The sequence below is a fragment of the Clostridium oceanicum genome (assembly GCF_039521385.1).
Taxonomy (GTDB): domain Bacteria; phylum Bacillota; class Clostridia; order Clostridiales; family Clostridiaceae; genus Clostridium_F; species Clostridium_F oceanicum.
On record NZ_BAAACG010000003.1, the window covers coordinates 1 to 21,616 of the forward strand.

General features: G+C 26.8%; 20 protein-coding genes and 1 tRNA gene. 3 read left to right on the forward strand and 18 right to left on the reverse strand.

All coding sequences use genetic code 11. From position 1 onward, the window contains the following. Nucleotides 1-71: 71 nt before the first annotated feature. From ABDZ71_RS01780 to ABDZ71_RS01790, 3 genes are all read right to left on the reverse strand, one after another. Nucleotides 72-147: transfer RNA gene (locus ABDZ71_RS01780), tRNA-Pro, on the reverse strand. A gap of 137 nt (nt 148-284) precedes the next feature. Beyond that, nucleotides 285-755 (reverse strand): metallophosphoesterase, encoded by a 471-nt coding sequence (locus ABDZ71_RS01785; RefSeq protein ID WP_343758246.1) that lies wholly within the window; start codon nt 753-755, stop codon nt 285-287. 23 nt (nt 756-778) lie between these two features. Then, nucleotides 779-1,378, reverse strand: coding sequence for an XTP/dITP diphosphatase (locus ABDZ71_RS01790; RefSeq protein WP_343758248.1), 600 nt, complete (start codon nt 1,376-1,378; stop codon nt 779-781). 111 nt (nt 1,379-1,489) lie between these two features. Here ABDZ71_RS01790 and ABDZ71_RS01795 point away from each other — a divergent pair, with 111 nt between their 5' ends. Further along, nucleotides 1,490-2,857, forward strand: coding sequence for a hypothetical protein (locus ABDZ71_RS01795; RefSeq protein ID WP_343758250.1), 1,368 nt, complete (start codon nt 1,490-1,492; stop codon nt 2,855-2,857). Between the two features lie 185 nt (nt 2,858-3,042). Continuing rightward, a complete protein-coding gene (locus ABDZ71_RS01800; RefSeq protein WP_343758252.1) occupies nt 3,043-3,204 on the forward strand; it encodes a hydroxymyristoyl-ACP dehydratase in 162 nt (53 codons plus the stop codon). Nucleotides 3,205-3,282: 78 nt separating this feature from the next. Here the strand turns inward: ABDZ71_RS01800 and ABDZ71_RS01805 are convergent, their stop codons facing one another. From ABDZ71_RS01805 to ABDZ71_RS01865, 13 genes are all read right to left on the reverse strand, one after another. Next, the gene (locus ABDZ71_RS01805; RefSeq protein ID WP_343758255.1) at nt 3,283-4,899 is read right to left on the reverse strand and encodes an ABC transporter substrate-binding protein; all 1,617 of its coding nucleotides are present in this window, start codon (nt 4,897-4,899) and stop codon (nt 3,283-3,285) included. A gap of 128 nt (nt 4,900-5,027) precedes the next feature. Next, nucleotides 5,028-5,453 (reverse strand): hypothetical protein, encoded by a 426-nt coding sequence (locus ABDZ71_RS01810; RefSeq protein WP_343758257.1) that lies wholly within the window; start codon nt 5,451-5,453, stop codon nt 5,028-5,030. Nucleotides 5,454-5,663: 210 nt separating this feature from the next. Then, a complete protein-coding gene (gene gatB / locus ABDZ71_RS01815; protein ID WP_343758259.1) occupies nt 5,664-7,094 on the reverse strand; it encodes an Asp-tRNA(Asn)/Glu-tRNA(Gln) amidotransferase subunit GatB in 1,431 nt (476 codons plus the stop codon). A gap of 38 nt (nt 7,095-7,132) precedes the next feature. Further along, nucleotides 7,133-8,593 (reverse strand): Asp-tRNA(Asn)/Glu-tRNA(Gln) amidotransferase subunit GatA, encoded by a 1,461-nt coding sequence (gene gatA / locus ABDZ71_RS01820; RefSeq protein WP_343758261.1) that lies wholly within the window; start codon nt 8,591-8,593, stop codon nt 7,133-7,135. A gap of 28 nt (nt 8,594-8,621) precedes the next feature. Further along, complete coding sequence (gene gatC, locus ABDZ71_RS01825) at nt 8,622-8,909, reverse strand: Asp-tRNA(Asn)/Glu-tRNA(Gln) amidotransferase subunit GatC (protein WP_343758263.1); 288 nt, start codon at nt 8,907-8,909, stop codon at nt 8,622-8,624. Nucleotides 8,910-9,043: 134 nt separating this feature from the next. After that, nucleotides 9,044-10,243: a dicarboxylate/amino acid:cation symporter gene (locus ABDZ71_RS01830; protein ID WP_343758265.1), complete on the reverse strand. Its 1,200-nt coding sequence runs from the start codon at nt 10,241-10,243 to the stop codon at nt 9,044-9,046. 250 nt (nt 10,244-10,493) lie between these two features. Continuing rightward, nucleotides 10,494-10,763 (reverse strand): hypothetical protein, encoded by a 270-nt coding sequence (locus tag ABDZ71_RS01835; protein ID WP_343758267.1) that lies wholly within the window; start codon nt 10,761-10,763, stop codon nt 10,494-10,496. A 93-nt stretch (nt 10,764-10,856) separates the two neighbouring features. Beyond that, entirely contained in the window at nt 10,857-12,860 is a 2,004-nt protein-coding gene (gene ligA, locus ABDZ71_RS01840; protein WP_343758269.1) for an NAD-dependent DNA ligase LigA, read from the reverse strand. An 18-nt stretch (nt 12,861-12,878) separates the two neighbouring features. Further along, entirely contained in the window at nt 12,879-15,101 is a 2,223-nt protein-coding gene (pcrA, locus tag ABDZ71_RS01845; protein ID WP_343758271.1) for a DNA helicase PcrA, read from the reverse strand. A gap of 136 nt (nt 15,102-15,237) precedes the next feature. Then, complete coding sequence (locus ABDZ71_RS01850) at nt 15,238-15,537, reverse strand: YerC/YecD family TrpR-related protein (RefSeq protein WP_343758273.1); 300 nt, start codon at nt 15,535-15,537, stop codon at nt 15,238-15,240. A gap of 333 nt (nt 15,538-15,870) precedes the next feature. Then, the gene (locus ABDZ71_RS01855; protein WP_343758275.1) at nt 15,871-16,590 is read right to left on the reverse strand and encodes a pseudouridine synthase; all 720 of its coding nucleotides are present in this window, start codon (nt 16,588-16,590) and stop codon (nt 15,871-15,873) included. A 122-nt stretch (nt 16,591-16,712) separates the two neighbouring features. Then, entirely contained in the window at nt 16,713-17,372 is a 660-nt protein-coding gene (locus ABDZ71_RS01860) for a lytic transglycosylase domain-containing protein (protein ID WP_343758277.1), read from the reverse strand. Between the two features lie 64 nt (nt 17,373-17,436). After that, nucleotides 17,437-19,437: a triple tyrosine motif-containing protein gene (locus tag ABDZ71_RS01865; RefSeq protein WP_343758279.1), complete on the reverse strand. Its 2,001-nt coding sequence runs from the start codon at nt 19,435-19,437 to the stop codon at nt 17,437-17,439. Between the two features lie 131 nt (nt 19,438-19,568). Here ABDZ71_RS01865 and ABDZ71_RS01870 point away from each other — a divergent pair, with 131 nt between their 5' ends. Beyond that, a complete protein-coding gene (locus tag ABDZ71_RS01870; RefSeq protein WP_343758281.1) occupies nt 19,569-19,739 on the forward strand; it encodes a hypothetical protein in 171 nt (56 codons plus the stop codon). 8 nt (nt 19,740-19,747) lie between these two features. Here ABDZ71_RS01870 and ABDZ71_RS01875 read toward each other — a convergent pair whose 3' ends face one another. Both ABDZ71_RS01875 and ABDZ71_RS01880 read right to left on the reverse strand, forming a co-directional pair. Beyond that, nucleotides 19,748-20,194, reverse strand: a complete 447-nt coding sequence (locus ABDZ71_RS01875) for a YaiI/YqxD family protein (RefSeq protein ID WP_343758283.1) — start codon at nt 20,192-20,194, stop codon at nt 19,748-19,750. A 10-nt stretch (nt 20,195-20,204) separates the two neighbouring features. Continuing rightward, nucleotides 20,205-21,557 (reverse strand): glucose-6-phosphate isomerase, encoded by a 1,353-nt coding sequence (locus ABDZ71_RS01880; RefSeq protein ID WP_343758285.1) that lies wholly within the window; start codon nt 21,555-21,557, stop codon nt 20,205-20,207. Nucleotides 21,558-21,616: the final 59 nt, after the last annotated feature.

Here is a 21,616-nt window from a genome sequence, read left to right on the forward strand (position 1 = left end):
TGAAGGGAATCGAACCCTCGTAGCCAGCTTGGAAGGCTGGAGCTCTACCATTGAGCTACACCCGCATGTTTTGGTCGGGGTGACAGGGCTCGAACCTGCGACCTCATGGTCCCAAACCACGCGCGCTCCCATCTGCGCCACACCCCGAAAACTACGTTGTTTTCTAAGTTTATTGATTTTCAAAGCCGTTTTGGTTAATTGCTTTGTCCCTCAACGACATAAACTATTCTACACGATATATTCAGATTCGTCAATAGTTTTTTTCATTTTTTTTTTATTTTTGTCTAAATTTTTTCTATACAAGGATTTATATGATTATTTTCCAAATCTATAATGCATATACTTGGTACACCATTTCTAGGCATAATAGCACTTCCTGGGTTTATAAACCATATGTTACTTATATTCTCTATGCATGGTATATGAGTATGCCCAAAGAGCACAACGTCCGCTTCTAGTTCCATTGCCCTATACATTAGTGTAGTTAAATTATACTTAACATTATATAAATGACCATGGGTTATAAAAAATTTCTTACCACCTATGACTTTTAACAGTTCACTTGGATGTTCTACTCCAAAATCACAATTACCTTTTACATTTATTATTTCTTTTTTATATACTTTAGATATTATATCTACATCTTCTACATTATCCCCTAAATGTATAAGCATATCTGTATCTTTAAATTTATTCACCAATTTATTTATGTCACTTATTCCTCTATGAGTATCACTTATTACACCTATTTTCATTTCTTTATACCTCGCCACTTAACTTATATATACTTTTTTATTTCTTCTTCTAATTTATTTAAAGCAACTGCTCTATGACTAATTTTATTCTTTGCTTCACTTCCCATTTCTGCAAATGTCTTATTATAAGAAGGTACATAAAACAAAGGATCATATCCAAACCCATTAGAACCTTTTTCTTCGTCTATAATTACTCCATCTATATGTCCTTCAACTTTAATTATATTATCTTTATTTATTATAAAAACAACTGCTGATACAAATTTAGCTTTTCTGTCCTCTTCTTTTTTTCCTTTTAAAAGACTTAATAATTTTTCATTATTTTTTTTATAATTTCCATGTTCTCCTGCAAATCTAGCAGAAAAAATTCCTGGCGCTCCATCTAATGCTTCAACCATAAGTCCTGAATCATCTGATATTACCATACAATCCGGTACAACTTTATGTATAGTAACAGCTTTTTTTAAAGCATTTTCCATAAATGTTTTCCCATCTTCTTCTACTTCTATGTTTATATTTGCTTCCTTTAATGATATAACCTCTAACCCATACTTACTTAATATTTGTTTAATTTCTTGTATTTTATGTTGATTATTACTTGCTACAATAACTTTTTTATTCATATTATCTTCTCCTTCAAATACATAATTCAAAATATTTATAATATATATCACTATTTTCCACTTATATATCATATTATATATAAGTATTACTTTATGGTAGGTGTATTTTTTTTGAAATATATAGGTCCTTTTTTAAGAATTAACACTTTAAAAACAGATAATATATACTCACAACTAAACTTTTTAGCTAAAGAATCTTTAAATCACATAGTACTTAACTCTAACTGCGGTATATGTACTCCAGTTAAAAGTTTAAGTAATTCCAATATTAACGCTTTTAAAACATACTCTCCATTATTATGTGTATACAAAAAAGCTAGTCCTAAATTAACTAGTTTTAATGATAGGTTAATATGGAATGAAGATAAGTTTAAAAAAGAAATAGACGTCCTTGGAAACAGTTTAATGACTTTAAGTTTACTACAATTAATAGAATACTACAATAATTTTAAAGACACAAACAAAAAACTATACTCTTATAGTGAACTGTATAGCAATTTATGCAAAAAACAACTAGAATTTTATGCATTAAACTTAAGGAACGAAGAAGGTATTTTTGTAGATAAACTAGATGTATCTGATTCTTCATTAAATGATTTAAAATTCAAACAGAAAAACAAAAAATTCAATTTTTCTAATCAAGCTTTACTAATGGCAGCTTACTATGGCTGTTCTAAATTAGGTACAGATGATTACTGTTCTAATTATGAGAAATTTTCATTGGATATTTTAAATATGCTCATTGAATTTAAAGATGAAATATATTCTTTATCTTTAAATGAACTATCTAAAATATGTTTAGGTTTAAATTTATTTTATGGCTATTCTAAAAACCCTGATAGTAAAATACTATTACTAGACTTATCTGAACTTTTATTAGAAAAATACAGTGAAAAATATGCTTCTAACACTAATTTTGATATAGATGAATCTTGTTTAACTTATTTTGATTTTATAAGTTTATACAAAAATACTGGAATTTCAAAATTTAAATTAGAAGCTAATAATTTATTTGACTCTTTGCATAGTTTATACGATGATAATTTATCTATGTTTATAAAACAAGCAGATAAAAAAGAAATAACCTATTCTTCTACTGAGATAATGTCTTATTTTCTAACAATGCTATCATATTCAAATAACAATGAAAACTCAGTAGGAAAAAGTGAGTTAACTGATTTTTTCAAAACTCAAGTTCTTAGTTCAGGGATAATCCTTAGCTGGCCAGATGCACCAAGCTTAAATAGTGTAGAAAGATATAGAAATCATTCATTAAAATCAGATGACTTAATAGATGAACAATATTTTAGAAGTTCATCTATTGATACTCCTGAAAATACTGAACTTGCTCCTGTTTTTGCAAAATACGTATTATATAATAATAAAAAGCAGGAATTCACTAAAACAAGATTATCTTTTGATAGCAATAAAAATTTATTAATTTTATTTTTAATTCTTTACACCTTAAAACCTATTTAATGTAAATTAAAAACAAATATGTATATGAAGGTAAATACTATGTATATTTTTTAGTATTTACCTTTTATTTTAATAATTTTTATATGTGATTATGCACATACTAATATTACTTTAAACTAAAGCATATTTAAATATTTAACTAGTTATTTCTATATGCCTAATATTTAAAATAAGGAGGGATATCTTTGACTATAAATTGTTCTGAAAACTGTAAAAATAAAAAAGATGGTCGATGTATCCTAAATTATGTTGACTCATTTTTAAGTATTCATCCTGATAACACTAATTGTCCATATTTTATACCTAAAGATGATACTAATTCTAAAAAAAGTTCCTCATTAAAATAAGAGGAACTTTTTTATTTACCTTTGTACTAAAGATATAAAAATAAACAGTTATTATATCAATTTATTTTCACCTTCAATTTAATTAAAATCTAAAAAATTATAATACTTTAACACTACATTCCCTAGTTTATCCATATATATTCCATCTAACTTAGAACTTTTGCATAAAATAGATTTTTTAAAACCTAAAGGTAAGATAGAAGAATCCTTTTCTAATACATCTTGAGCTTTTAGTATTAAATCTTTTTTCTTTTTAGAATCTTTTTGTATTTTTGCATTTCTTATGAATGTATCATAGTTATAATTATTATACCCATAGTTATTTTTATAAGATATATTGGTGAGTATATTTAAAAATTCTAATGAATTACTGTATTCTCCATTACACTCTGTAAGCGCTACATCATATTCTCCATTTTTTATAGCTTTGTTTAAATCCTTTTGACTTTCATAACTTTTCCACACTACATTAATATTTAAAGCATCTTTTATAGATTTGCTTATATATTCACAAATATTCTTATCTTTAGAAGTATCTTTAGATATTAAATGTAAAACAAATTCTCCTTTATAATCTTTCTTTTCTTTTTTAGCTTTTTCTATTGATTTTTTTAACAACTCTTTGGCTTTTGAATGATTTTTATTAAACTCAAAATATTTTTTATAATAAGGATTTGCTTTACTTCCCTCTTTTTTTATAACATAAGAATCTGCCTTTTCACATAGTCCATTATATATATGAGTACAGATATATTCTCTATCTATAGAGCAATCTATTGATTTTCTCAAATCAGTATCCTTAAAATTCTTATTATTTATAGATAAAATTTTTAGTTTCTGAATATTTTTCGAAGTTATGAGTCCATTATCTTTTAAGACATCTAATTCAAAATCTGGTGGATCCATAAAAACATCTACTTTACCCATTTTAAATCCTGCTAAGGATTCTTCATTAGATTTATTAAAATTAACTTTAATCTTTTCATTTTTTATTTTGTCTTTATCCCAATAATACTTATTCTTTTTTAAATTCATTCCTTCTTTTGCTACTGTATCAATAACAAAAGCTCCACTATAAGGTATCTTATTACAAGTATTTTTATAATCTAATAGTTTTTTATCTATTTTTCGTAGTTTATAACAGGGTTTAGCTAATATATCTAAAAAATAATCACAGGGATAATTTAAAGATATCTCTAAAGAGTTATCTTCTTTAGCTTTTATTGCAATTTTATCTCTATCACCTATATTCATATACTGTGATACCCCATATATACACTTTAAATCATCTATTTTTATATTATTTTCCTTACTATATTCTATAATATTAATAAAAAATTTCTCAAAATCTTTAGCAGTTATTTTATCTCCATTACTCCAGTATATATTGTCTTTTAAAATAAATTTATATTTTGTTTTATCTTTATTTATTTCCCACTTTTTAGATAATTCGCCTTTTATTTTATTATTTTTATCTAATGAAACTAAACCATCAAATAAACTTATTAATATATTTTGCTCTTTTTTATTAGAATTTCCTAACATTATCAAATCCTTAGGTTCACTATCTATATCATAAACCATATAATTTCTTTTTACATTCTTAGATTCTACTTTAACATTCTTTTCTACACATCCACATATAAAAAATACTATAAAAACAAAAACAATAAGAATATATGTTATTTTTTTCATCCACTGCTCCCCCTATTAAGGATTTTTATTAAAATCTAACATTATTTATATATTAATTATTAACATCTAAAAAAAAAAATAAACAAAACACTAAAGTTTCGTTTATTAAATAATTATTAAAATTAAGATTATGGAAGATATGCTAAAAATACTGATTCTGGTTTTTTAAACATATCATTAGATTTACCTTTAAGGCCTAATTCTTTTTTTATCAAACTCAAGTTATCTACTAGTTTTATATTTTTAAATTTAAAGTGAATAACTTTGTTAAGTATTTCTTGTGTAAATACTCCTGTAGTAATGTATACTCCATTATCTATTTCAAATTTATCCATGTAATTTAAAAAATCTTTAAAATCTTTTTCAAAAACTATTTGTGACTTATGATATTTAAGTATCTTTATTTTTTTCTTTCTTCTTAATCTTAATAATACAGATTCAGAATTCTTATATAAAATATCATATTGTATTCCATATTTCCAACAACTGTTTTCTATTGAATTTAATATTTCATCCACTTTAACTTTTTTTAATGTCCATTTAGCTTTTTTCACTTCTTTACTTCTTATAGAAAGATATATGTCTTGTAATAACTTGATGTGTATTTCCTCCTAAATTTATTGATATATTATATTATATGTATATATCTACCTTTATTTTCATGAAAAAAATATTAAATATTACAAAATTATATATTTATAAAAAAATAAAACCTATCAGTTTAAATAAACATATAAACTGACAGGCTACTTAAATATTTTTTATTATAATTTACTAGCTTCTTGATTAACTATTTTATTAACTATTTGAGGATTAGCTTTTCCTTTAGTTGCTTTCATTACAAGACCTACAAAGAATCCTAATACTCTTTTATTACCATCTTTATAATCCTGTACAACTTTAGGATTTTCTTCCATGATTTTTTTAACTACTTCTAATATTTCGCCTTCATCATTATTTTGAATTAATCCTTTTTCTTCTATTATAACTTTAGGATCTTTACCGGATTCAAACATAGAATTTAAAACTTTTTTTCCTATGTTATTTGATATAGTTCCCTTGTTTATTACCTTTATAAGTTCTGCTAACTGTGAAGGATTAAACTTTAAGTCTTTAACTTCCATATTATTTTTATTCATAAGTCTTGATATATCACCCATAAGCCAATTAGATGCAGCTTTAGCATCTTTACTTTCTACTGCAACTTTTTCGAAAAATTTAGCCATATCCATAGTTAATGTTAAAACAGAAGCATCATATTTAGGAATACTAAATTCTTTTACAAACCTTTCAGCTTTTTCATGTGGTAATTCTGGAATGGATTTTCTTACTTCTTCTATCCACTCATCAGATATATTTAATGTAACAAGATCCCCTTCTGGGAAGTATCTATAATCATTAGCTTTTTCTTTACTTCTCATAGCAAAAGTAACGCCTTTAGCTTCATCCCATCTTCTAGTATCTTGCTCTAGTTCTTCTCCATTTTTTACCGCTTCAACATGTCTCTTGTACTCATATTCAAAAGCTTTTTCAAGGGCTTTAAATGAGTTCATATTTTTTATTTCTGATCTAACACCAAATTCCAAACTTCCCTTAGGCATTACAGATATATTTCCATCACATCTTAAAGAACCTTGTTCCATTTTACAATCTGAAACTTCTATTGATGATAGAATACTTTTTAACTTTTCAAGATATTTAGTAGCTTCTTCTGGACTTCTAAGATCTGGTTTTGATACTATTTCAATTAATGGTACTCCAGCTCTGTTATAATCAACTAAAGATCCTGCATCAGTATGAAGAAGTTTTCCTGCATCCTCTTCTATATGTATTCTTTCAATACCTATTTTCTTTTTATCACCATTATCTAGTTCTATTTCTATATATCCATCATGACATACTGGTATTTCATCTTGAGTTATTTGATAGTTTTTAGGACAATCTGGGTAAAAATAATTTTTTCTATCCATTCTACAAACTTTGTTTATAGAACAGTTTAATGCTAAACCTGCTTTTATTCCGTATTCAACAACTTTTTTATTTAACCTTGGAAGTGCTCCTGGTAATCCTAAGCATGTTGGACAAACATGTGTATTTGGTTGTCCTCCAAATTCTGTGCTACAACCACAAAATATCTTAGTATCTGTTGATAACTCTGAATGAACTTCTAATCCGATAACTGCTTCAAAATCCATCTATGTTATTCACTCCTTTTATTTTGTAATTCAACTTTTTATTTAATTTCCGCCCTCATTTTATGAAAGTCAGTAGATTGTTCATAACTATATGCTATATTAAATAACTTATCTTCTTTAAAATAATCTCCTATAATTTGAAGACCAACTGGTAATCCTTCTACCATTCCACATGGAACTGATATAGCTGGAACTCCTGCTACACTTACTGGTACAGTATATATATCTGAAAGATACATAGACATTACATCATCAGTTTTTTCTCCTATTTTAAAGGCTGTAGTTGGTGATGTTGGTGAAACTATTGCATCAAATTCTTTAAACACCCTACTAAAATCATCTTTAATAAGCTTTCTAACTTTTAATGCTTTTTTATAATATGCATCATAATATCCTGCTGAAAGTACATATGTTCCAAGCATTATTCTTCTTTTAACTTCGTCTCCAAAACCTTCACTTCTAGATTTCATGTATATTTCATTTGAATTTTTAAAATCTTTTGTTCTATGTCCATATCTAATTCCATCAAATCTTGCAAGGTTTGATGAAGCTTCTGCACTAGATATTATATAGTAAGCTGAAAGAGCATAGTCTGATAGTGGAAGTGAACATGATTCTACCTCTGCACCATTGTCTTTTAAAACTTTAATTGCTTCTTCTACTGATTTTCTTACTCCATCATTTAAACCTTCACCAAAGTATTCTTTTGGTATACCTATTTTTTTACCTCTTAAATCTTTAGTTAAGCTTTTAGAATAATCTGGTACTTGTATATTAGCTGTAGTAAAATCTTTAGAATCTAAACCTGAAATAGATTGTGTTAATAGAGCACAATCTTCTACATCTTTTCCTATTGGTCCAACTTGGTCTAATGTTGATCCAAAAGCTACTACTCCAGATCTTGATATTCTACCATAAGTTGGTTTTAAACCAACAACACCACATAATGAAGCTGGTTGTCTAACAGATCCACCAGTATCTGTTCCTAAAGATAGTGCTGATTCACATCCTGCAACTGATGCTACTGATCCGCCGGAAGATCCTCCTGGTACTCTAGTTAAATCCCATGGGTTCTTAACTAATTTAACTGAACTATTTTCATTTGATGATCCCATAGCGAATTCATCCATATTTAATTTTCCTAAAATTATACCATCTTCATCTTTAATTCTTTCAGTTACATGGGCATCATAGGGAGAAACATATCCTCTTAGTATTTTAGATGCACATGTATTTTGCATTCCTCTAACACTTATATTGTCTTTTATACCTACTGGTATACCTGATAGTTTCTTTAAAGCTTCCCCTTTTTCTATCTTTTTATCAACTTCTAAAGCTTTACCCATAGCCTCTTCTTCTGCTACATGTAAATAAGCTCCTAATTTTTCATCTATAGAATTTATATTATCTAAATAAGCTTTTGTAATTTCTTGTGCTTTAACTTCTTTGTTTTTTAACATATCTTTAAGTTCATGAGCTGTAAGCTTAGTTAAATCCATATATATTTTTCCTCCTCCTTAAACAATATTAATCTATTACTTTTGGTACAACTATGTACTCTTCTAAATGCTCTGGAGAATTATCTATAACTTCTTTTAAGCTCATAGATTCTTCAACCGTATCTTCTCTAAACTTGTTTTCAATATAATATGGGTTTACTACTATATCTACATCATCAGTATCTAATTCATTTAACTTTTCCATATAACTTAATATTTTATTTAAATCATTTGCAAATATTTCTTTGTCATTTTCATTTAGTTCTAACTTAGCAAGCTGTGCAACATATTCTACATCTTTTCTTGAAACTGACATTGTACTCCTCACTTCCTTATCTTAATAAATCTTCTAATATATAAGTTTATACTAGATTAACATTTTTATTTTACCACAAATATATCTTTTTTACATACAATAAATAAAAACTACCTATACAGGTAGTTTTTTATTTATACTGCTTCTTCTAATTTTGTACTTTCAGCTACTTTCTTTTTGTTTCTAAAAATTCTATCTATAATCATTGCCATAGCTCCATCACCGCATACATTAGTTGCAGTTCCTAAACTATCTTGGGCAAAATGTATTGCTATCATTAACCCTTGTTCCGGTTTTCCAAACATAAGCATGTCCTTAAGTAATCCTAAACTAGCATATACTCCACCACCTGGTATTCCTGGAGCTGCTACCATAGTTACACCAAGCATTAATATAAATGGCATAATCATTCCTAGAGTAGGAGTTTGTCCTCCCATAATCATTACACCCATAGCCCCTAAAACTAATGTAATAGTATCTCCTGCTAAATTTATTGTTGCGCATAATGGAATTACAAAATCTGCAACATCTTTTGATACACCATTTTTATGTGCACATTGAAGGTTTACTGGTATAGTAGCTGCTGAAGATTGAGTTCCAAGTGCCATCATATATCCAGGTGCCATTGTCTTTAAAGATTTAACAGGATTTTTTCCTGTTGCAAAATAAGTTATTAAATACTGTACAACTATATAACCTAATTGTAATGGTATTATAAGAAGATATACACTTGAAAATGTTTTTAAAGTACTAAAAATTTCTCCTGAAGCTGATAGTTTAGCAAATATTCCTGCTATATGAATAGGTACAAAAGGTATTATTACTCTTCTAACTATTATATCAACTATATCTCTAAAATCTTTTGTTATATGAAATAAATTTTTCCCTTTTATGTAAGGCATACAAATTCCTAATACAAAAGCAATAATTAGCGCTGTCATCACTCCCATTATAGGTGGCATTTCTATTTTGAAAAATGGATCTAAATATACATTTGACTTAGCAACTTCTCCACCAGCTTTAATTAATTTTGGTAATATAGATTTTCCTAAGAAAAATGCTGCTGTTCCAGCAAGAATTGTAGATAAGTAAGCAAATACAACTGTTATTCCTAAAAGCTTACCAGATCCTTTTCCAAGATCTGCAATTCCTGGTGCTACAAATCCTACTATTATAAGCGGTATACAGAAATTAAGAAAATTACCAAATAAGCTAGAAAAAGTGGTGAATATTCTTACAACCTGGTACATCTCTATAGATTTTGATATAAGTCCTATGCCTATACCAAATAATATTCCTAATAATAATCTAGGTAAAAGTCCTATTTTTTTCATTTTTATCCCTCCGAAATCATGTATGTAATTAATACACAAGTGTCTTTAAATAACATACACATATAATATCACCCCATATATGGATTGTCAATACTTTTTTGTATTTTATTTATATACGAATGTATTTATACTATAAACATATTTGTAGTAACACTTTATATCTTTTTTACAGGATAATTAATGGTATAAAAAAAGATAGGAGCTTTAAAATCTCCTATCTTTTATATTAAAATTGTATTTTATATCTAATTTAATAAACTTTCATATACATAAAGAATATATTAGCCATAGCAAACATTATACACATTAAAGAATAAAATATATTTTTCAATCCACTACTTAAATTTATCATTTTCAAACCCCAAACAAGCATAGTGAAAAACATACACCATTCAAGAGTATAATAAGTATCAAAATATTTTATATATGAAAATTGATAAATTGTTATTAAGGTTAGTATCAAAGCTATAGTAGTTAATATAACCATAATCCAACCAAGTACATTCAATGCTTTTCTCATTTTTTTACCCTCTCTAATGTTCTATTTACCTTTTATAACTTCATAGACAATAGTATACTTTTTTACAGTCAATGTAAATACATTTATAAAAAATTAATAATTTTTTATTATATCATTAATTTTTTCTTCATACATTATATCTACACCTAATTCCTGAGCTTTTTTATATTTTGAACCTGGATTTTCTCCTGCCAAAACATAATCAGTTTTCTTACTTACACTACTTGAAACTTTAGCACCCATAGATTGTAATTTCTTTTTTATCTCACTTCTACTATAAAGATTTAAAGTTCCAGTTATAACTATAGTTTTACCAATTAGAGGATTGCTTTTTATTTCTTTTTCTTCATATTTAGGATTAACACCTAAATCCAGTAGCTCTTTTATATTTAAGTTTATCTTTTCATCTTTAAAAAACTCATATATACACTGGGCTACTGTTTCTCCAATATCAGATACTTCAACTAATTCTTCCATGCTACATTCTTTTATTTTATCTAAAGATTTAAATTCAGAAACTAAATCTGTAGCTGTCTTTTTACCTACATTAGGTATCCCTAATGCATATATAAATGAAGGAAGAGTACAATCTTTACTTTTCTCTATTGCTTTTATAAGATTTTCAGATTTTTTCTCTCCAAATTTTTCTAAATTCATTAAATCTTCTTTTTTTATTTTATATAAATCACAAATAGATTTAATATCTAATTTTTCAAATAGTTGTTCTGCTGTTTTTTCACTAAAACCTGCTATATTCATAGCTTCCCTACTTGCAAAATGGACTATACTTTTTACCATTTGTGGTTTACAAGACAAAGAATTTTCACAATAATAATGGACACCATTTTGTACTAAATTACTACCACAATAAGGGCATTTTAATGGTGCTTTTATATCTACACTTTCCTCTAAGGTATCTTCTACTACTCCCATAATTTCAGGAATAACATCATTAGAACGTCTAACAAAAACAGTTGCTCCTAATTTTACATTTTTTCTACCTATATCATCCATATTATTTAAGGTAGCTCTTTTAACTGTAACTCCACCAAGATCTACTGGCTGAAGTAATGCTGTAGGGGTAACTCTTCCACTTCTTCCTACATTCCATTCTATTTCTAATAATTTTGTAGTTGCTTCTTTAGCTTCAAATTTATAAGCTATAGCCCATTTAGGAAATTTTATAGTATATCCAAGTAATTCCCTAGTTCTAATATCATCTATAGCTATAACTATTCCATCTATATCATATTCTAGTTCGTCTCTTATATTTCCTACATATACTATTTCTTTCTCTATATCTTTTATATTCTTACAAACTTTTATATATTCATCTTGTGGAAGTCCCATTTCTTTTATAAAATTCATCATTTCCATATAGGATTTAAAAGGATTCCCTTCATTATATCCTACATCATAAAAAAAGGCAGATAAATTTCTTCTAGCAGTCTCTTTTACATTTAAATTTCTTATAGCACCGGCTGCTCCATTTCTTAAATTTTTAAGTGGAACTTCTGACACTTTATTATATTCTTCAAAAGCCTTTTTTGTCATTACAGCTTCACCATGAACTTCTATTGTATGATGATTATCTATTTTCAAAGGTAGGGATTTTATAGTCTTAGCTTGGGCTGTTATATCTTCACCTATTATTCCAGTTCCTCTTGTAGCTGCCTTTTTTAATATTCCCTCATCATCATAAGTACAATTTATTGTAAGTCCATCAAATTTTTTTGTTATTACATACTGTAATTCTGGCAATTTTTCTTCATGAGTTAAATTATATTTTTCTACAGCTTTTTTATTTCTTTTATCCCATTCTATTATCTCTTCTACACTTTGAGCTTTATCAAGACTCCATAAGGGAGCTTTATGTTCATATTTTTTAAATTCTTTTAAAACTATATCCCCAACTCTTTGAGTTGGTGAATAGGAAAGTATTATTCCTGTTTCTTTTTCTAAACTTACTAATTCATCATACTTTAAATCATATTCTTTATCTGATGCTGTAGGATTATCTAAAGAATAATATTCATAAGCATATCTATTTAAAAGTTTTATTAATTCTTTCATTTTTTCAAGTTTATCATTTTTCATAACTAATATGTTTACCTCCTAAACAGCTTCAAGTGGAGCCATACTAAGCATTAAACTTTTTATTCCCATTCTATCAAATGCTATAGTAAGTTTTATATCATCTCCAGATTTAGACGTACTAACTACAGTTCCTACTCCAAATTTTTCATGTCTAACTTTTTTACCTATAGTTATACTACTAGAATCTAAAGTACTTACTACCTTATTTGAAGGTGTAGCCTTATTTATATTTTTATTAGGGGAAAATCTATTCCTGTTAAACTTATTTTTATCAAAGCTATTAGAACCTATTTTTTTATTTCCAAAACTATTAATGTACTCTTTTAAATTAGGACTTATTTCATCTATAAAATCTGAAACTGAATAACAAACCGTTCTTCCAAATACTTTTCTTGTTTCTGCGGAAGTTATATAAAGTTCTTCTTTTGCTCTAGTTATAGCAACATAACATAATCTTCTTGCTTCTTCCATTTCATCTGGATTATTTAAACACTGAAGACTTGGGAATATTCCATTTTCCATACCGACCATGAAAACTACTGGAAATTCTAACCCTTTAGCACTATGTACAGTCATTATTGCTACACTATCTGACTCTTCATCATAACTATCAACATCAGTAACTAAAGCAACTTTCTCTAAAAAAGTTTCCAAACTTTTATCTTCTGATTCTCTTTCAAAATCCATAGCTGCAGAAACTAGTTCTTCTAAGTTCTCTACTCTACTTACATCATCTGCATTTTTAGATTTTTTTAATTTAGAAAGATACTCTGTTTCTTCTAGTATTTCCTTAATTAAAAAAGATACACTTATTTCTTCTTTTCTTCTAATAAAACTATTTATAAGACTTACAAATTTTCTAATAGAATTAAGAGTTCTTGAAGCTAAATTTAAAACTTGATCTGCATCTAGAAGTACACTATACATACACTCATCCATAGAATTAGCAAATTCTTGGATTTTACCTACAGTAGTATCTCCTATACTTCTTTTAGGTACATTTATTATTCTTTTAAGACTTACATCATCTAAAGGATTGTTTATAAGTTTTAAATATGCCATTATATCCTTTATTTCTTTTCTGTCATAGAATTTAAGTCCTCCTATTAATCTATAGGGAATATCAGCTTTCATAAAGGAATCTTCAAATAAACGTGATTGGGCGTTAGTTCTATAAAGTACTGCTACATCTCTATATTTTATTCCTTTTGCCCTAACTAATTTTTTGATTTCACTTGAAACAAATCTACTTTCATCTATATCAGAATATGATCTAAAGATTTTAATTTTATCTCCATCATTTTTCTCAGTTCTAAGCATCTTATTTTTTCTTTGAGCATTATTTTTTATTACACCATTAGCCGCTTTTAATATATTAGCTTTAGATCTATAGTTTTCCTCTAATTTTACAATTTTAGCATTAGGGTAATCTTTCTCAAAATCTAATATATTAGTTATATCTGCACCTCTCCACTCATATATACATTGATCATCATCACCAACAACGCATATATTTTTGTGAGCCTTTGCAAGTAGTTTTACAAGTTCATACTGAGACTTATTTGTATCCTGATATTCGTCTACCATTATGTATTCAAATTTTCTTTGATAAAATTCTAAAACATCTTTATTATTTTTAAATAATTCTACTGCTTTATATATCAAATCATCAAAATCTAAAGCATTACTAGCTTTTAGTCTTTTTTGATATAAAAGATACACATCTGCTATTTTATTTTTTCTGTAGTTACCTTCATTTTCTTTTTTAAATTGTCTTGGAGATATTAATTGATCCTTTTGATTAGATATAGTTCCTATAATTTCTCTATCTGTAATTTCTTTATCATTTATATTTAGCTCTTTCATGCATTGTTTTATAAGTGTCTTTTGATCATAACTATCATATATAGTAAAATTTTTATTATAACCTATCTTATCTATTTCTCTTCTTAAGATTCTTACACAACTAGAATGGAATGTAGATACCCACATTCTATCTGCTTCATCTCCAACTAATGATTTAACTCTTTGTTTCATTTCTCCTGCTGCTTTATTTGTAAAAGTTATAGCTAATATTTTAGATGGATATATATCAAGATCATTTATCATATGAGCAATTCTGTATGTTAAAACCCTTGTTTTACCTGATCCTGCTCCTGCTAAAATTAGAAGAGGTCCTTTTACGCTAACTACTGCAGCATATTGTTCTTTATTTAGTTCTTGAGCTAAATTTAGTTCCATATAAAATCAACTCCCTATTTAAAACTACTTTTATTATTCTGCATAATATTATAACATTTTAATATTAATTTAAAAATTAAAAGGCTGTTCTAATATTTTAATATATTGAACAGCCTATATAGTAATTAAAATTAAGCTACTTTCCGCTTACTCTATCTAAAACTATTTTATAACCTTCACTTCCATAATTAAGGCATCTATTTACTCTACTTATAGTTGCAGTGCTTGCCCCTGTTTTATTTGCAATCTCTAAATATGTTATTTTATTAATAAGCATACTTGCAACTTGAAGTCTTTGTTCTAAAGCTTTTATTTCATTTATTGTGCATATATCTTCAAAAAATCTATAACATTCTTCCTTAGTTTTTAAGCTCAAAAATGCTTCACATAAACGATCCATTTCTTCACTTTGCAATTTAGATTCATATTCTTTCATTAGCTCAACTCCTTATAGAATCTTCTATAAAAATTATAATTGCTACTATTATAAGTTAATTACATAACTAGATTTTATCATTTATTAACCCATTAATCCATAAAATCGTTAAAATATTTATAAATCAATTAAAAATAAAACAGCCTATTGGGGTTATAGGCTGTTTCAGATAAATAAAAAAGGGGGCTATTTATTCCTCTTACTTATCCTTGCATGTATATTATAATAAATCAATTATTAAAATTCAATAGTTATATGAAAATTTTATTTTATAATATTATTTTTATGAATAATAATCTTTCATTTGTTTGCAATAAGAGGACAAGCGTAAGCTTAATCCTCTTTCTTTAAAATTTTCACTTCCTCATCAGTAAGTTCCCTGTATTCTCCTTCTTCTAAAGACTCATCTAAAGGAATAGTGCCAAATTTTTCTCTTTTTAAATATATAACTTTTTTATCTAAACTTTCAAACATTCTCTTAACTTGATGAAATTTGCCTTCATGTATAGTAACTCTAACTTTTGATCCTTCTTCTTTTGATTCAATTATTTCAAGATTTGCAGGAAAACATTCATAACCATCATCTAATTTTATACCTTTTTTAAATTTCTCTACATCTTTATCATTTACAGATTTATTTATTTCAGCATAATACACTTTATCTACATGCCATTTAGGAGATATTAATCTATGATTTAATTCTCCATCATTTGTTAACAAAAGCAGTCCTACTGTATCTTTATCTAATCGTCCTACTGGAAAAGGTTTAAAAACCGCATCTTCATATTCTAGTAAATCTACAACTGTTTGGTCATAATTATCTTGTGTAGCAGATATAACTCCACTAGGTTTATTCATCATTAAATATATGTATTCTCTATAAATAACTTTTCTACCATTAACTAATATTGTAGATTTATTTGGATCTACTTTATCATTATTATTTTGAGCTACTTTACCATCAATTTCTACAGCTCCTTTTTTTATTAAAGCCTTAACTTCTTTTCTAGTACCATATCCCATATTGGATAAAATCTTATCTAATCTTAACATTTACTTCCTCCTATAAAATAAGCTTTATAATATATTAAATTATATATCTTTATACTAACAAACAAAAGAATTTATTAAAACAAAATTAAAAGGATACCTTTTTAAGGCATCCCTTTAATTTATTATTTTCCATAATAATTCATAACTTTTTTTACGTAATCTCTAGTTTCATTAGGTAATTTAGATATTTCTGGTATAGTATCTACACCTCTTCTACTTAATGTTCCTGGACCTGCATTGTAAGCTGCTAATGCTAATTTTTTGTTATTGCCATACATATTAAGCATTTGTTTTAAATACCTAGTTCCTCCATTTATGTTTTCTTGTACATCATAGGGATTAGATACACCTAAATCTTTAACATTTTCTGGCATAAGCTGCATAAGTCCCATAGCACCTGCACTAGATACACAATTTGGATTAAAATCTGACTCTTGTTTTATAACAGACATTATTAAATCCTTATCTATGCCATATTTTTTAGATGCTCTTAATACTGCTTCATCTATACTAATATTGCCACTTTTTATTTTAGATCCCATATTTCTAACATGGTTAACTGCTCCATTTAAGTTAGGATCATTACCCTTAAAAGGCATATCTTCTAAATTCATTCCTGCACTAGTTGTACCTAATGTTGAATTTTTATCATTCATAGCATTTACTAAACTTTGAAGTACAATTTGAAAGGATGTTGAATCTCCCTCAAATGCCTTCTCCATAATTTGTCCCATCAATTGATATTGAAGTAAGTTTTCCACTCCTATACTATTAATATTCATAAGTTCACCACCAAAATAAAGATTCTTTATCTTTTTCTTATTATCGTAAATCAAATATTTTTATTTATACTTTAAATTTTATTATGTCATAATCTTCATAAGCACATTTTGAATAACTACTTTTAGATAAAGCTAAAATTTCATATTCACCACTAACAAATGGCATAAAAGTATAATATTTTTTTCTACTATATTCTTGCATCAATTTCCATTCTCCATTATTCATTAAATAGAATTCATACAAAACAGCATTTCCGCCTTTACTATCTACAGAAAAAGTCATAGTTTCATTACACTTTACATCTATTTTATTAGTTTTTATTTTTGTATTAGTTATAGGCATAGCTTCTCTTACAAAAACTTTTATTTCTTTTTTTGAATCAAACATTTTTTTACTCTGTTTGTTTTTACAAAATATTTCTATTTTATAAAATCCACTACACTTAGGTATATATCTAAAGTCTGTTCCCTTTATATAATCTGTACCCTCTACCTTTTGATTGTTTATAGTAAGATCATATCTTATCAAATTTTCTTTAGTATTTTGAGTAATAACTTTTATTAATATTTCATCTCCAACTATATAATTTTCTTTTGCTGGGTATAAAACATAATCTATTTTTCCTGGTATATAATCATAACTTTCTATATAACTTATAGAATGAGAATCAAACTGCCTGTTAGACAACCTATGTTTAGCTAATACTTCTAACTCATAAGTTCCAACTTCCCTTGGAATAAAATCTACCCAATTACAAGTTCCATAATCAATCTTTTCTATTTCTCTTTTATCTTTTTTTATTATAAAACTATATCTTACATTTTTTTCTCCATTAGAAACTACTCTTATTTCAACAGGTTCACCTTTTAATACTCTGTTTCCTTTATCTAGTATAACTTTTTCAATTTCTATAGGTTCTTTACTATATTCTTCTATTGAAAAATCTATAGAAGTTTTATCTTCATACTCTTCTTCACTAGATCTATCTTTTACTAAAGCTTCTAATCTATATTTGCCTGGAAAATCCGGTTTCCAAGTGTAACTATCGCTTCTTATATAGCCTGAATCATATTTCTGTTTACCATTAATTATAAATCTATATAAGAGTTCTCTTCCACCTTCAACATTAGCCTTAAGTTCTATTGCAGTCTGACACATTTGAGGTGAGTTTAAATTAGTAGTAAAATTTCTTATAACTATATCTTTATAGGGCTTAACTTCAAATTTTATAAGTCCTCTATCATCAAATTCTCTTTGAGAATACATATCTTTTACCAAACACAATAACTTATATTCTCCACTTTCTACTTCTTTATAAGAAACTATATTATTAGTTGAATAGTTTTGAACACATTCACATTCTCCTTTAGAATTAATTTTTATAAATTTATAAAGTATGTTTCTTCCTTCTGAAAACACTGATTCAACTTTAAAAACTAATTCTTTATCACATATGAGTTCTCTGGTTAAACATTTAAAATCTACTATTTCAACTATATCTATATCATTAACTTTATAACTAGATATAAAAGAATCATCTGAATTATTAGTAGAATTTAAATTCTTACATTCTACTAATATTTCTTTAATCCCTGGTTTTTTAACAGTGAATGAAACATTATTTTCCGTACAATAATCTCTTATTATTTCCCAATTAGAATCTTCTTTTATCCAATATCTATACATTAGAGGAAATTTAGTTGTTTCTACAAATACTTCTAATTTTTCTCCTACTTTTAGCTCATCTTTATTTAAATATACATTTTTTATTAATCCTTCTTCTTTATCTCCTATTACATAATCAAATTTAGTTATAGAATCAAAAGGTTTCTTAGTATTTTTAAATTTAGCTTGTACCATTATTATATATCTTCCGTCTTCTTTTGGTTCCCATTCTATACTATCCTCATAACTGAAGTCTTTTATAGTATTCCAGGTGCCTTCTCTTCCGATGATAAATTTATATAAAACTTCTTTCTCTGTCATAATGTCTGCTTTTACGTTTATGTTAGTATTTTTTTGCTGAGGACTTTCTTTATCAAATATAATATTTAATTCTTCCATCTTTTATCATCCCCTATTTTAAAATTATCATAAGTATATTATACTATAATTCCATTTTTTTGTAACACAATATTGGTGCAATAATATTTTATTACTTTGGGAAAACTTATTATAAAGGAGGATGTGCTATTATGAAAAAAAATATCGACAAATATAATGGAAATTATGCTTACAAAAAGCATCAAATTTCTACTGGTAAATCGTCTAAAGGATTTCCTATAGTTGAAAGAACTACAAATGCTACTTTATATCCTGAAGCTATAAAAGATTCTATAGATTTAAAAGAAATGAAAGAAAAATAGAGGGTATATTACCCTCTATTTAAATTGTTTTTTATTATTTTTGTAAGATTATTTCTAAGTCTCTCATCATCATCATGAGTTCTCTTTTTAGAATTAGAAACTTTCACTCCTGATTTTCTTAGTTTAGAATGCATATGTCTTTCAAATAGCATTCTATCTATATTATCATTGCTATAAATTTTACCCTTAGGACTTATAGCACTTGATCCTTTACCTAAAACTATAGTTGCTACTCCATAATCTTGAGTTATTACTATATCTTCTTTTTTAGCTTCATTAACTACATACATATCTACACTCTGGAACCCAGAATCTACATATTTTATACTACTATAGTTACTCTTTAAGATATGATTAATATCACAAAACATAATTACTTCTAATCTATAGCTTTTAGCAACATCTTCTATTATATTTTTCCCAGGACAAGCATCTGCATCTACTATAATTCTCATATAATCTACACTATTTTAATCTTTCTTCTAATTGTGATTTCATATCTTCATATCCTGGTTTTCCTAAAAGTGCAAACATATTTTTCTTATATGCTTCAACGCCTGGTTGGTTAAATGGATTTACACCTAGTAAATATCCACTAATTGCACAAGCTTTTTCAAAGAAATAAACTAACTGTCCAAAATAATATTCAGTTAATTCAGGAACATTGATTTTCATTACAGGAACTCCACCATCATTATGTGCTAAAACTGTTCCTGTTAATGCTTGATTATTAACAAAATCCATGTCTTTTCCAGCTAAGAAATTAAGACCGTCTAGATTTTCTTCATTTTCTTTTATCTCTACTGATTTTCTTGGTTTTTCTACATTTATAAATGTTTCAACTAAAACTCTTAAACCATCTTGTATGTATTGTCCCATAGAATGTAAATCAGTTGAGAAATCTGCTGCTGCTGGGAATATACCTTTACCATCTTTTCCTTCGCTTTCTCCATATAATTGCTTCCACCATTCTCCAAAATAATGTAGGCATGGTTCAAAGTTAACTAGCATTTCAACATTTTTACCTTTTCTGTATAAAGCATTTCTTGCTACTGCATATTTATATGCATCGTTATTTTCTAGTTCTTTTACATCATATCTTTCTTTTCCATCTTTTACACCGTTCATTATTTCATCTATATCAATACCTGCTGCAGCTATTGGTAATAGTCCTACTGGAGTTAAAACTGAAAATCTTCCTCCTACATCATCTGGAATTATGAATGTTTCATATCCTTCTGTATCAGCTAATTTTCTTAAAGCTCCCTTTTCTTTGTCTGTAGTAGCAAAAATTCTTTCTTTTGCTCCTTCTTTTCCATATTTCTTTTCTAATAGTTCTTTAAATATTCTAAAAGCTATAGCTGGTTCAGTGGTAGTACCTGATTTTGAAATTACATTTACAGATATATCTTTGTTCTTAACTAGTTCTATTAAATCTGCCATATATGTAGAACTTATATTATTTCCTACAAAATATATTTCTGGTAATTTCTTTTCTTCTGCCATAAAATTGTTATGGAATGTGTGAGAAAGCATTTCTATTGCAGCTCTAGCACCTAGATATGATCCTCCAATACCTATAACTATTAAAGCTTCTGAATTATTTTTTATTTTTTCAGCAGCTTTTTTTATTCTTGAAAATTCTTCCTTATCATAGTTTATTGGTAGGTCTATCCATCCTAAAAAGTCATTACCTGCTCCTTTTTTATCATGAAGCATATTATGAGCTTCTTCTACTAATGGTTTTAAAAAAGTTAGTTCATCATCTTTCAAATAAGGTTTTGCATAGCTTAAATCTAAGCTTAAAAAATTTGGCACAATTATCCCTCCATAAAATTATATATTTTTCCTAACGGAAAAGCTGTTGATACTAATCA

What these genes read in the sequence shown, in the direction of transcription:
- ABDZ71_RS01790 (WP_343758248.1), bottom strand. Translation starts at nt 1,378, where the DNA reads ATGAATAAAAAAGTTATTGTAGCAAGTAATAATCAACATAAAATACAA.
- gatA (WP_343758261.1), bottom strand. Translation starts at nt 8,593, where the DNA reads ATGGATTTAACTAAGCTTACAGCTCATGAACTTAAAGATATGTTAAAA.
- ABDZ71_RS01850 (WP_343758273.1), bottom strand. Translation starts at nt 15,537, where the DNA reads ATGAAAGAATATGAATCTAAATTGCAAAGTGAAGAAATGGATCGTTTA.
- ABDZ71_RS01855 (WP_343758275.1), bottom strand. Translation starts at nt 16,590, where the DNA reads ATGTTAAGATTAGATAAGATTTTATCCAATATGGGATATGGTACTAGA.
- pcrA (WP_343758271.1), bottom strand. Translation starts at nt 15,101, where the DNA reads ATGGAACTAAATTTAGCTCAAGAACTAAATAAAGAACAATATGCTGCA.
- ABDZ71_RS01785 (WP_343758246.1), bottom strand. Translation starts at nt 755, where the DNA reads ATGAAAATAGGTGTAATAAGTGATACTCATAGAGGAATAAGTGACATA.
- ABDZ71_RS01865 (WP_343758279.1), bottom strand. Translation starts at nt 19,437, where the DNA reads ATGGAAGAATTAAATATTATATTTGATAAAGAAAGTCCTCAGCAAAAA.
- ABDZ71_RS01835 (WP_343758267.1), bottom strand. Translation starts at nt 10,763, where the DNA reads ATGAGAAAAGCATTGAATGTACTTGGTTGGATTATGGTTATATTAACT.
- ABDZ71_RS01860 (WP_343758277.1), bottom strand. Translation starts at nt 17,372, where the DNA reads ATGAATATTAATAGTATAGGAGTGGAAAACTTACTTCAATATCAATTG.
- gatB (WP_343758259.1), bottom strand. Translation starts at nt 7,094, where the DNA reads ATGGATTTTGAAGCAGTTATCGGATTAGAAGTTCATTCAGAGTTATCA.
- gatC (WP_343758263.1), bottom strand. Translation starts at nt 8,909, where the DNA reads ATGTCAGTTTCAAGAAAAGATGTAGAATATGTTGCACAGCTTGCTAAG.
- ABDZ71_RS01870 (WP_343758281.1), top strand. Translation starts at nt 19,569, where the DNA reads ATGAAAAAAAATATCGACAAATATAATGGAAATTATGCTTACAAAAAG.
- ligA (WP_343758269.1), bottom strand. Translation starts at nt 12,860, where the DNA reads ATGAAAAATGATAAACTTGAAAAAATGAAAGAATTAATAAAACTTTTA.
- ABDZ71_RS01805 (WP_343758255.1), bottom strand. Translation starts at nt 4,899, where the DNA reads ATGAAAAAAATAACATATATTCTTATTGTTTTTGTTTTTATAGTATTT.
- ABDZ71_RS01830 (WP_343758265.1), bottom strand. Translation starts at nt 10,243, where the DNA reads ATGAAAAAAATAGGACTTTTACCTAGATTATTATTAGGAATATTATTT.
- ABDZ71_RS01875 (WP_343758283.1), bottom strand. Translation starts at nt 20,194, where the DNA reads ATGAGAATTATAGTAGATGCAGATGCTTGTCCTGGGAAAAATATAATA.